Annotated in this window: 13 protein-coding genes; 4 read left to right on the top strand and 9 right to left on the bottom strand. The window is 46.6% G+C overall.

The features are described from left to right. Nucleotides 1-607 precede the first annotated feature (607 nt). The 9 genes from BUB35_RS12460 to BUB35_RS12420 all read right to left on the bottom strand — a co-directional run bounded on the left by BUB35_RS12460 (nt 608) and on the right by BUB35_RS12420 (nt 8,024). Nucleotides 608-2,290, bottom strand: coding sequence for a ribonuclease J (locus BUB35_RS12460; protein ID WP_022364299.1), 1,683 nt, complete (start codon nt 2,288-2,290; stop codon nt 608-610). A 275-nt stretch (nt 2,291-2,565) separates the two neighbouring features. Next, nucleotides 2,566-2,871 carry a DUF1292 domain-containing protein gene (locus BUB35_RS12455; protein WP_084730682.1) on the bottom strand — a complete coding sequence of 102 codons (306 nt, stop codon included), beginning with the start codon at nt 2,869-2,871 and terminating at the stop codon, nt 2,566-2,568. A gap of 26 nt (nt 2,872-2,897) precedes the next feature. Further along, nucleotides 2,898-3,320, bottom strand: a complete 423-nt coding sequence (ruvX, locus tag BUB35_RS12450) for a Holliday junction resolvase RuvX (RefSeq protein ID WP_072852225.1) — start codon at nt 3,318-3,320, stop codon at nt 2,898-2,900. 15 nt (nt 3,321-3,335) lie between these two features. Beyond that, complete coding sequence (locus tag BUB35_RS12445; protein ID WP_022255166.1) at nt 3,336-3,599, bottom strand: IreB family regulatory phosphoprotein; 264 nt, start codon at nt 3,597-3,599, stop codon at nt 3,336-3,338. Between the two features lie 127 nt (nt 3,600-3,726). Beyond that, complete coding sequence (mtaB, locus tag BUB35_RS12440) at nt 3,727-5,025, bottom strand: tRNA (N(6)-L-threonylcarbamoyladenosine(37)-C(2))-methylthiotransferase MtaB (RefSeq protein WP_072852223.1); 1,299 nt, start codon at nt 5,023-5,025, stop codon at nt 3,727-3,729. After that, nucleotides 5,022-5,831, bottom strand: a complete 810-nt coding sequence (locus BUB35_RS12435) for an HAD family hydrolase (protein ID WP_072852221.1) — start codon at nt 5,829-5,831, stop codon at nt 5,022-5,024. Before BUB35_RS12435 ends, mtaB begins: the two co-directional genes overlap by 4 nt. Then, on the bottom strand, nt 5,828-6,403 hold the full coding sequence (locus tag BUB35_RS12430; RefSeq protein ID WP_143158990.1) for a hypothetical protein: 576 nt from the start codon (nt 6,401-6,403) through the stop codon (nt 5,828-5,830). Before BUB35_RS12430 ends, BUB35_RS12435 begins: the two co-directional genes overlap by 4 nt. Nucleotides 6,404-6,610: 207 nt before the next feature. Further along, a complete protein-coding gene (locus tag BUB35_RS12425; RefSeq protein WP_072852218.1) occupies nt 6,611-7,075 on the bottom strand; it encodes a hypothetical protein in 465 nt (154 codons plus the stop codon). Nucleotides 7,076-7,319: 244 nt separating this feature from the next. Continuing rightward, nucleotides 7,320-8,024: a 5'-methylthioadenosine/adenosylhomocysteine nucleosidase gene (locus BUB35_RS12420; protein WP_072852216.1), complete on the bottom strand. Its 705-nt coding sequence runs from the start codon at nt 8,022-8,024 to the stop codon at nt 7,320-7,322. A 204-nt stretch (nt 8,025-8,228) separates the two neighbouring features. On the opposite strand from BUB35_RS12420, the gene BUB35_RS12415 reads away from it, so the two are divergent. The 4 genes from BUB35_RS12415 to BUB35_RS12400 all read left to right on the top strand — a co-directional run bounded on the left by BUB35_RS12415 (nt 8,229) and on the right by BUB35_RS12400 (nt 10,796). After that, nucleotides 8,229-8,939, top strand: coding sequence for a gamma-glutamyl-gamma-aminobutyrate hydrolase family protein (locus BUB35_RS12415; RefSeq protein WP_242949250.1), 711 nt, complete (start codon nt 8,229-8,231; stop codon nt 8,937-8,939). Next, complete coding sequence (locus tag BUB35_RS12410; RefSeq protein ID WP_072852214.1) at nt 8,936-9,859, top strand: mechanosensitive ion channel family protein; 924 nt, start codon at nt 8,936-8,938, stop codon at nt 9,857-9,859. Before BUB35_RS12415 ends, BUB35_RS12410 begins: the two co-directional genes overlap by 4 nt. Before the next feature lie 3 nt (nt 9,860-9,862). Beyond that, on the top strand, nt 9,863-10,057 hold the full coding sequence (locus BUB35_RS12405) for a DUF951 domain-containing protein (protein WP_022255174.1): 195 nt from the start codon (nt 9,863-9,865) through the stop codon (nt 10,055-10,057). Nucleotides 10,058-10,283: 226 nt separating this feature from the next. Next, nucleotides 10,284-10,796 (top strand): hypothetical protein, encoded by a 513-nt coding sequence (locus tag BUB35_RS12400; protein WP_072852212.1) that lies wholly within the window; start codon nt 10,284-10,286, stop codon nt 10,794-10,796. Nucleotides 10,797-10,876 lie beyond the last annotated feature (80 nt).

Genomic DNA, 10,876 nt, shown 5'->3' with positions numbered 1-10,876 from the left:
GCATGATTGCAACCATACTTTTACCTTTAGAAACATCGATACCTACTGCGTTCATAAATTTGTCACTCCTTAAGAATTATTGCAATGGATAAGTACCAGTTTTACTCATTGCCTATTCAATCTACTGTGGTGTGACACGAATGCGCCTATGGCGATTCAACCTGCATAAAACGAACGCTGCGAATGAGGAGCTGGTTATCAGTCTATAATACGGACGCAAAGTCCAAGAAAGGGAGACGATATACCTATTGCTCCATCATTATACAGCTTAAGCAACAAGATGGATAATTCCTTACTGGCTGTAAGGGATATTAACCATAAATATATTGTAGTAGGAAGGAGATGCCATCACATTGGTTGGTGTCTGTGACGGCAAATTTGGCAACGTGCTCATCAAAGACTGTGTGTTTGAATAATCCCTGATATACAAAAAGTCGGAAATTCTTTTCAGACATCTTCATAAGAAAGCAAAGAAAGCTGAAATCCTTATTACGAGAAAGGATTTCAGCTTTCTTATTTTTATCCGGTATATTTTCTTCTGAAGATTGTCGTCGCAATTCCTCTTACGAAGAACTTACTTTTCAGAATTTCCGACTTTTTTATTTCTTTACACTTCCATGATGATAGGCAGAATCATAGGGCTTCTCTTTGTTTTCTGCCAGATATAGTTTTTCAAAGTATCTTTGATGAGGTTCTTGATATAGTTCCAGCTGGTGATGTTCTTTTCTTCGCATTCCTGCAGGGCTTTCATGACAACTTCTCTTGCGCCGTCCATAAGACCTTCGGATTCACGAACATAAACAAAGCCACGGGAAATGATATCGGGACCTGCCACAATCTGACCGGTTTCTTCTTCCATGGAAACCACAACCACCATCAAGCCGTCTTCGGACAGGTGCTTTCTGTCGCGAAGTACGATGTTTCCAACGTCGCCAACACCCAGACCGTCTACCATAACCTGACCGGTCGGTACAGTGCCTGTGACTTTGGCTTCATTTTTGGACAGTTCCAGCACATCCCCCAGTTTATTAACGAAGATGTTTTTCTTATCCATGCCCATGCTGATGGCAAGATCTCTATGGCTGGACAGGTGCATATATTCCCCATGAACAGGCATGAAGAATTTGGGTTTTGTCAGGGCAAGCATGAGCTTCAGTTCTTCCTGACGGGCGTGACCGGAAACGTGGATGTCCTCAATGCCGCCGTATACCACATCTGCGCCTTTTTTCAGCAGTTCATTGACCACGCGGATCACATTCTTTTCGTTGCCGGGGATAGCAGATGCACTAATGATGATTTTATCATCGGGTTTGACGCTAACCTGTTTATGTTCACTGTTGGCAATACGGGACAGAGCGGACATGGTTTCGCCCTGGCTGCCTGTGGTGATGATAACCAGCTGTTCATCCCGATAATTCTTGATTTCGTTGATATCAATAAGGGTACGGGGCGGAACCCACAGATAATCCAGTTCAGACGCTGTTTTTACGGCGTTTACCATACTTCTGCCGATGATGGCAACTTTTCTGCCATACATATAGGCCGCATTGATGATCTGCTGGATACGGTGGATATTAGAGGAGAATGTGGCAACCATGATACGGTTTCTGGGGGTTTCCTCAAAAATCCGTTCAAACACCTTACCTACATTCTTTTCAGACATGGTAAAGCCTTTACGTTCCGCGTTGGTGCTGTCGCTCATGAGGAGCAGTACGCCCTGACTGCCCAGTTCCGCAAAACGCTGCAAGTCGATGATATCCCCGTCAATGGGTGTATAGTCCACCTTAAAGTCCCCAGTATGGATAACCATACCCACAGGAGTCTGGATTGCCAATGCCACAGAGTCGGCGATGGAATGGTTTGTGTGGATGAATTCCACCACCATTTCTCCCAGCTTCACTTTTTCGCCGGGCACAACGGTATGCAGTGTGGTCTTATCCAGCATTTTATGCTCTCTGAGCTTGTTTTCCAACAGCCCCAGTGTCAGCAGTGTGCCGAATACAGGCACTTTCAATTGTTTCAGTACATAAGGCAGTGCGCCGATATGGTCTTCATGACCGTGGGTCAGCACGATGCCTCTGATTTTTTCTACGTTCTTTGCCAAATAGGTAATGTCTGGAATGACCAGGTCAATGCCCAGCATATCGTCCTCGGGGAACGCCAGGCCACAGTCGATGATGATGATATCGTTGCCGTATTCCAGTACGGTCATATTCTTCCCGATCTCTTCCAGACCGCCCAAAGCGATGACTTTCAGCCTTGTTTTGGGCTTGGATCTTCTGTTTGCCAAAAAACACACCTCCTTTTTATCGTTTTATGTAATCCATTTCTAAAAGTTAGTATGGCGTAAAAAAGTCTGCTTTAAACACAAAAACAAAACCTGTCTATTTCTCCTTTTTCAGACAAGCACAAAAAGAGCAGGCAATCCTGTCCTTCCCTGAAAAACAATTCACGTCCCATTTTTCTCCAAAGACAGGTTTCTGCTTTTTCGTTTCTGTTCGCTTTTTTATCCGCACATATATTGAAAAGGGTGTCGGTCAGCCGTCCACCCTATCCATTCTAAAATCAGTCGTCGATAGAAACTTCGTAGTCTTCGCCTTTCTGGGCAAAAAGTTCTGCCACACGGTCAAATTCCGCGTCGTCTTCCACCATTTCATATGTGATATCGTTGGCGTCAATAGCCACTTCTTTGAGGATCAAAGCCTGTGTTTCGTCTTCGTCCATTTTTTCTGTTTCTACTACCAGCAGGTAACGGTCTGTGCCGCTGGCTACGTTATCAATAATGGAAAATTCCACATCTGTGCCATCCTCGTCGGTCATGGTCACGATTTCAAATTCCAGTTCGCCTGCTTCTTCAAAAATATCGCTCATGTTCTTCTCCGTTTCTTTCTGGGGGCTCACTGCTTGCTGTCCAGATACCCCTGCAAAATGTGTACTGCTGCCATTTTGTCAATGACGCTCTTTCTTTTATCGTGGCTCAGGTCTGCCATGCGCAGGGCACGCTCTGCCGCAATGGTGCTGAAACGCTCGTCCCAGAGCACCACAGGGATTTTGGGGAATCTGCCTTTGATTTTCGCCTCAAAGACCTTTGTTTTCTCGCACCGTTCCCCTTCGGAGTTATCCAGATTTTTGGGATAGCCCAAAACGATGGTATCCACCTGATACTGTTCGATGATCTCTGCCAGACGGCGCATGCATTTTTTAAATTCCTGAGGATTTTCTCTTTTGATGATTTCCACGCCCTGCGCTGTCCAGCCCAAGGGATCACTCACTGCCACGCCGATGGTCTTATCACCGAAGTCCAAACCTAATATACGCAAATTGATGCCTCTTTCTTACTCGTTTCTGTCCAGATAATCTTTTACCAGTTCTTCCAGCAGTTCATCACGTTCCAGTTTACGAATCATAGCTCTGGCGTTGAGATAGCTGGTGATATAAGTGGGGTCACCGGAAAGGATATAGCCCACAATCTGGTTGACAGGGTTGTAGCCCTTCTCCCGCAGTGCCGTGCTGACGGAAATCAGGATTCTTTTTGCTTCATTTTCGGGTTCCTTGCCCGTTCTGCCGAAATATTGTGTTTCATTGATGTTATTGCTCATGTGTATCACGCTCCGTTCCACAGCACATGCTTGCTGTCTCCAAACAAATTCTATTCTTCCATGATAATATAAACCAGAACGGATTGCAACCGTTCTTTCCTTACATAAATATTACAAAAAATGGGATTTATGCCTCCACTTCGCCAAAAGCCATTTCTTCCGCCACAGAGAGGATTTTTGTATCCGCAATGACGTTAGACAGGTCTTTTGTGCTTCTTGCGTGGACTTTCATATAGTTTGTGGTATGTCCCTCATAGACATCGTCCCCAACGCACCGTTCAAAGAGAACAGGCATGACCTTGCCCACATGCTTCTGCAAAAAGGCGTCTGTCATGCGGTCGTTGACGGTAATGAGGTCGTGGCTCCGCGCCTGTTTCACAGCGTTTTGCAGCTGGTCTTTTCTTGCCGCCGCAGGAGTGCCTTTCTTGGGGGAATAAGGGAATACATGGATTTTGGAAAAACCGATTTCTTCCGCGAAAGCACGGCTTGCCTGATAATCTTCTTCTGTTTCCCCAGGGAAGCCCACGATAATGTCTGTGGTGATTGCCACATCCGGCAGATATTTCCGCAGGAGGGCCGCCGCCTGACGATATTTTTCTGTATCGTATTTGCGGTTCATTTCCTTCAAAGTCTTGTCACAGCCGCTCTGGAGGGACAAGTGGAAGTGGTCACAAACCTTCGGCAGTTCCGCCATAGCCGCCGCAAATTCCTCTGTCACCACATTGGGCTCAATGGAACTGAAACGGATGCGTTCAATGCCTTCTACTTCATGCACCTGACGGATGATGTCTGTCAGGGTGATGGTTTTCAAATCCTTGCCGTAACTTGCCACATGGATGCCAGTGAGCACCACTTCTTTGAAGCCGTTTTCTGCCAGACGTTTTACTTCTGCGATCACGTCCTCAGGCTGACGGCTGCGGATGGGGCCACGGGCATAAGGAATGATACAGTAGGAACAGAACTGGCTGCAACCGTCCTGAATTTTCAGGTACGCTCTGGTGCGGTTTGCCAGTTTCTTGATTTCCAGTGGTTCAAAAACACGTTCATGCATAATGTCTGTCACATAATTCTGCACGCCCTGTTCTGCCTGATAGTCTTCCACCAATTCCACGATTTTACTCTTGTCCTTGGTGCCGATGACCAGATTCACACCATGTACTGCCGCCAGTTCTTCCGGCGCAGTCTGGGCATAACAGCCCACAACGGCAACAATGGCGTTTTCATTCTGGCGTTTCACCTTACGGATGAGCTGACGGGATTTCTTATCCCCGAAATTTGTCACCGTACAGGTATTGATGATATATACATCTGCCTCATCGTCTACGGAAACCACTTCATAGCCCTTTTCCGCAAAGAGTTCGGCGATGGCTTCGCTTTCATACTGATTGACTTTACACCCTAAGGCGTAGCTCGCTATCTTTTTCATAGTTCTCCTTCTATGGTCAGACCCGTCAGTCGGCAAATGGTGTCGACAACGGCGCCGTTGTTATTATTTCCTGCCACAAAACGTGCTCTTTCTTTCACGCCGTCCATAGCGTTTTCCATGGCATAGCTATAATAAGCCTGATCGAACATTTCCACGTCATTGAACTGGTCGCCGAAAACCAATGTTTCTTCCGGCGAAATGCCCCACATTTCCTGCAAAGCTGCCAATGCACTGCCTTTTGTGACCCCTTTGATGCCCGTATCCAAACAAGCATCACCGGAAATCACCAGCGTCATTTCCTCCGGCAACTGGGGATACATAGCGTCATAGCAGGACTGTGTGGTGCTGTTTCCATAAACCATGAGGGAAACCTTTGTAACGCCATCTGTCATTTTGTATAGGTCGTCCACCAATTCACAGTCATAATGGAATTTGGGGCTGGCAAGGAGGTCGTGTACCTCCTGACTTGTGGTATAACAGCAGTATTTCGCACAGACAAGCCCTTCTGTTTCTGGTAATGTTTCGATAATATCCAGACTATGGGCAATCTGTTTCTCGTTCATGCCTTTGAAATACAGTTCTTTCCCATCCTGCACCACAAAGGCGCCGTTTTCCGCAATGACGGTGATTTCCGGCAAATGCTCCTGAAAATCTCTTGCCAGGGAAGGGTACTGTCTGCCGCTTGCTACCACAAAGCGGATGCCTTCCTGCCGCATTTTGGGCAAAAGGCTGTAAATGCGTTTATCTATCTGTTTCTCGTCGTTTAGTAACGTGCCGTCCATATCGGACACAATGAGTTTGATCATACTTCCTGCCTCTTCGTAATGGTATCATTGATGCGGAAAAACAGGGGCAGAATCTCCATGGCAACATCGGCTTCTTTCCCCGAAAGCCAGATAAGATATTCCCGGAGGGATTCCCATTTTTTGCTTCTGGGAACCACTTGGGCACAAATTTCTTCCATTTCGTCCAGCTTCATCATGATTTCTTCTTTTTCCCTTGCGGGCAGATTTGCCATGCCCAGAGAGATGCGCACAGAGGTAAAGTCCGCGCTGTAATCGATGTCTTTCTGCTCCTTGCGGATATAGTATTCCATAAGTCCTTCATTGGAATAGCCGTTATCCCGAAAAGCTTCCAGCCGTTCCATGAGATGGCGGATATTCTTCCGGTAGACTTCCGCCATATCGGCACAGTCCTCTCGATCCTGAATGACCCATAAATCTTCATCAAAGCCGTCTATTTTTCCGTCGTAGTGCTGCAGCAGCAGTTGAAACAATTCGCCCAGTTTTTCCTTGTCATGGGAATAGGATTCCCAAATTTCCTGACTATGCTGCAGATCTTCTTCGATCAACGTCCGCATGTCTTTCTCTTCGTTCATACTGCCACCGCCCTTCTTACAAAAAACAATATGCTTCCAGTATTCAGTATAACAAATGCCGAAAGCCTTTGCAAGCAAGGGGTCTGCCAAAAAATCCTACGGTTTTCCTATTTTTTCTCGCAAATTGCCTGTAAAAATAGCCGTACAAAAGAAAAAAACCGGAAATCCCTCTTTGTAACAGGGAAATTCCGGTTTTGCTTTTCAGACTTATTCTTCGTCTTCGTCGTCATCGTCGATGATAACGACCATGCCGCCCATACGTTTATTCAGTTCTTTTCTTGTGATTTTGATGATGTTGGGTACTACGCCGTCGGGCTGTTCGTCGATGTAGTAAGGACCTTCTTTATCGCAGTCGTTTTCATCCATCCAGCCGCTGAAGAAGGAAATGATGGAGCGCATGATTTCTACGCTGTGACCCCAGTAATCCAGATCCAGGAAGATCAGACGTTTCTTTTCGCCTGTCTTGGAGAATTTACGACTCTTGTAAATCATGGAGAACAGACGTCTTTCTTCGCCCTTATAAGTGAAGTAAACAGCCATTTCATTGCTTTCACCGAAACGGTTTTCATAACGGTTTACCTTTGCTTCGGGATCGAAATATCTCAGGATAAAACGGTAAATCTGTTCCAGTTCGATTTCTTTTGTGATGTAACCATGTGTCTTTGCTGTCATGGAAATGCCACCCTTTCTTTTCGCTGTTTATCTAAATTTGTTTGTATACAAAATATTTCCTTTCCCTTGCATTATACATAACTCCCAGCCCCCTGACAATAGGTATACATCCAGAAATAACATAGAAATTCTTCCCTGTTTTTTGTTCATTTTTTAACGCTTTGTCCCATTATACGGATAGAAAAATAAAAAGGAGAAGTTCTTCCAAAAAGAATGACTTCTCCCCCTGATTTTATAGGAAAATTTAGTTTTTCATGGCTGCGATCATGGTTTCTGTCAGCAGGCTGCTGCGCTGTGCTGCCATGACGCAAAATTCATCGAAGGACATGCCTGCATCCTCATTGGCACTGTCAGAAATGGCGCGGATGATGAGGAAAGGAATCCGGTTCAGCCAGCAGGCATGGGCAATGGCAGCCCCTTCCATTTCCGCACAGTCCCCTTTGACGGTTTTGCGGATTTTCTCTCTGGCTTCCTGAGTGGCGATGAACTGGTCGCCGCTTGCCACACGTCCGGTGATGATACGACAGTCCAGACCGCATGTTTTTGCCGCTTCCTGCGCCAATTCCACAAGGGCTTCATCGGCTTTGAAATAGCTTTCTGCCATACGTGGGATGACGCCGATGGGGTCGCCAAAAGCGGATGTATCCATATCATGCTGCACCGCGTCTACGGAAATGAGGATGTCCCCCACATGCAGTTCAGGAGAAAGACCCCCTGCCACGCCTGTGTTGATGATATAGTCCACGCCAAAATGGTCAATCATTGCCTGTGTGCAGACTGCGGCGTTGACTTTGCCGATACCGCTTTTCACCAGTACCACATTATTCCCTTCGTAACGTCCCACATAATAAGTCAGACCAACCACGCTTTTGGTGGTAACGATATCCATTTTTTCCCGCAGGAAAGAAATTTCTTCTTCCATAGCACCAATGATGCCGATTGTTCTCATGTATATCCACTCCTATTCTGATTTTCTTACCAAATCATAGACATTTTTTTCATCATACCATACATTTCCGACATAATTCAAGAACCCCCTTTTTATCCTCTTGACTTTTTTTGCTTTTTTCTGACAAGTTTTTCTGATACTTCTGTCAGTTGCAAAACACGCCCACCTTTTGTATACTGTAAAAGAGCAGAGAAAGGGTGTGACATGATGAAAAAACCCATTATCGGCATTACGCCGGACTATTCCTATGAAAAAACAAGATTCAAAATCAGTGAAGACTATACCAATGCCCTGCTGAAAGCCGGCGGCGTTCCTGTGCTGCTGTTCCCCGGGGAAGATTTTCCCGACTTTGTGGACGGCATCCTCTTTACCGGCGGCGGAGATATTGACCCTCTGCGCTTTGGGGAAGAACCCATCCGGCAGAATGGACAGATTTCGCCCCTGCGGGATGAATATGAACTTTCCCTCTGCAAAGAAGCCATGAAACGGAATCTGCCTCTTTTCGGCGTTTGCCGTGGCATGCAGATTATGAACATTGCCGCAGGCGGCGGTATTTATCAGGATATCGAAGTACAGACGGGCACTACCCTCAAGCACAGCCAGCAGGCACCCCGTCCCTACGCCACCCACAGCATTACCATCATTCCAGGCAGTCAGCTGGAAAAACTCTGGCGGACTTCAAAGATTGCTGTCAATTCCCTGCACCATCAGGCAGTATCCTTTCTGGGAAAAGGCTTCCACGCCTGTGCCCGCAGTGCCGACGGCTTGACGGAAGCCATGGAAATGCCGGAAAAAGACTTTGTGCTGGGTGTCCAGTGGCATCCAGAATCTATGCATACAAAAGAACAGGAAGCCCTTTTCAGCCACTTTGTCCAGGCGGCTTCCCGTTACCATAAAAGGAGGACTGCACCATGATTTCACATCTTCCTTCCATCCTGCTCCAGGCATCCACGGTAACAGATGCCGTTGATTTAGAAGAACAGGTGGAAAAAACACTGACAGCCACAGAAAAATTACTGGAAGCAGCCACGGAGGCTGGCTTCGTTCTCTTAAAAGTTGTGGCTACGTTTGTCATCTGCTGGTTCCTCATCCGCATCATCAACCATCTTATGCGGAAATTCTTCGCGGCACAGACCAAAAAACAGCGTCTTGCCATGACCCAGCGGAAAGCAAAAACACTGAACTCCATCACTTCCAGCGTGGTGAAATACGTCATTTACTTCATCGGTATCTTCACCGCCCTCACATTCATCGGCGTAGACCCCAAATCCATGCTGGTGGTTGCCAGTGCCGGCTCTGTTGCCATTGGTCTGGGCGCCCAGAGCGTGGTAACGGATATGCTGGAAGGGTTCTTCATCCTCTTTGAAGACCATTACGCTGTGGGGGACATCGTCACCATCCAGAACATCACCGGCACCGTGGAAAGCGTTACCCTGCGTTCCACCAAAATCCGCGACCCCCAGGGCAGTGTCCATATCATCCCTAACGGTTCCGTGGGCACCGTTACCAACATGTGCCGGGATTTCATCAACGCCGTTGTCACTGTAGGCGTTTCCTATGACGCCAATATCGACCATGTGCTGGAAGTCCTGCGGGACGAAATGGAACAGACAAAAGACATGCCGGATATTCTGGAAACACCTACAATCGTGGGCGTGACAGGACTGGATGATTCCGCAGTTACCGTAAAAATCGTGGCAAAATGTCATGTAAAAACAAACATTTCCGTAGAAGCAGAGCTGCGCCGCCGTATCAAAAACCGGCTGGACAAAGAAGGCATCGAAATCCCCTTCCCTCAGCGCACCCTGCATATCGTACAGCAAAAGGAGGGATAAACCATGCAGTTTTCTGTTGGCGATATCGTACAAATGAAAAAAGACCATCCCTGCGGCTCCAACCAGTGGGAAATCCTGCGGACGGGCATTGATTTCCGTATCAAATGCTGCGGCTGCGGACATATGGTCATGCTGCCCCGTGTGAAGTTTGAAAAAAATGTGAAAAAAGTCATTACCCCCGCAAAGCCGGAGGAATAAAAAAACAGACAGCTTGCTGAAAGCTGTCTGTTTTTTTTACCCAAACCCCCTGTTTTCCGCCATATTCCGGCAATGAGAAATGAAACCGTTACATTCTGTCACAGACTGTTCTTTTTCTTCCACAAAGCTGTATTTTTATTTAATAAAAATGTAAGGATTCTTTTCGGGTAATGTAAAAATTGAAGCATATACTGTTTACACAAAACAGTTTTTGAGGTGACATAATATGAAAAATATGAAATTATATATGCTCTGTGGTGTACTGGTTCTGGGGCTTGCAGCCTGTCAGGCACAAAAAGAACCTGTTACGCCCCTGCCCACAGGAGAAGCCGCTGTTGAAGCCCAGGCATCCGTTTTCCAGTCCCTGCGTATGGCCAATGGAAATGCCCTTGCCGTCAGTCTGGAAGCTACCCCCACGGAAACAGAAACGCCCTTTTTCTACATAGAAGCCGCAAGGGATACGGAAGTGACTTTGTACTATAACTTCACCAAAGAAGCCGGCGACGCCCAAATCGGCTGTTATGCAGAAAGCAGCAAAGAAAAAATGTCTGTGCCTTTGGATTCCTCTGCCGTAACGGAAGAAGTCAACAACGAAATGACCATTTCCCTGCAAAAAGGTATGAACGTGTTCTATATCACCGGGGATGGCTGCGCCTGCAATCTGAGCTGTGAAATCAGCGGCATGGATGGAAAAGACATTTACTATGCCGACACAAAACCCAAAGATATTGCTCCCTGATGACAGATACGGGGCATCTTCATGAGGAAATAAGAAAAGCTGAAACCTTTGCCATACAAAGGATTTCAGCTTTTTTATTG

Origin of the sequence: Anaerotignum lactatifermentans DSM 14214, from assembly GCF_900142265.1 — a bacterium.
Lineage (GTDB): Bacteria > Bacillota > Clostridia > Lachnospirales > Anaerotignaceae > Anaerotignum > Anaerotignum lactatifermentans.
Note: the sequence above shows the minus strand (reverse complement) of the source record. Positions and strands in the feature narration are given on the sequence as shown.

Coding starts and splice junctions, on each gene's coding strand:
- BUB35_RS12455 (WP_084730682.1), bottom strand. CDS start 2,871: ATGAGCGATATTTTTGAAGAAGCAGGCGAACTGGAATTTGAAATCGTG.
- BUB35_RS12410 (WP_072852214.1), top strand. CDS start 8,936: ATGATTTCACATCTTCCTTCCATCCTGCTCCAGGCATCCACGGTAACA.
- BUB35_RS12400 (WP_072852212.1), top strand. CDS start 10,284: ATGAAAAATATGAAATTATATATGCTCTGTGGTGTACTGGTTCTGGGG.
- BUB35_RS12405 (WP_022255174.1), top strand. CDS start 9,863: ATGCAGTTTTCTGTTGGCGATATCGTACAAATGAAAAAAGACCATCCC.
- BUB35_RS12415 (WP_242949250.1), top strand. CDS start 8,229: ATGATGAAAAAACCCATTATCGGCATTACGCCGGACTATTCCTATGAA.
- BUB35_RS12435 (WP_072852221.1), bottom strand. CDS start 5,831: ATGATCAAACTCATTGTGTCCGATATGGACGGCACGTTACTAAACGAC.
- BUB35_RS12420 (WP_072852216.1), bottom strand. CDS start 8,024: ATGAGAACAATCGGCATCATTGGTGCTATGGAAGAAGAAATTTCTTTC.
- BUB35_RS12430 (WP_143158990.1), bottom strand. CDS start 6,403: ATGAACGAAGAGAAAGACATGCGGACGTTGATCGAAGAAGATCTGCAG.
- mtaB (WP_072852223.1), bottom strand. CDS start 5,025: ATGAAAAAGATAGCGAGCTACGCCTTAGGGTGTAAAGTCAATCAGTAT.
- BUB35_RS12425 (WP_072852218.1), bottom strand. CDS start 7,075: ATGACAGCAAAGACACATGGTTACATCACAAAAGAAATCGAACTGGAA.
- BUB35_RS12445 (WP_022255166.1), bottom strand. CDS start 3,599: ATGAGCAATAACATCAATGAAACACAATATTTCGGCAGAACGGGCAAG.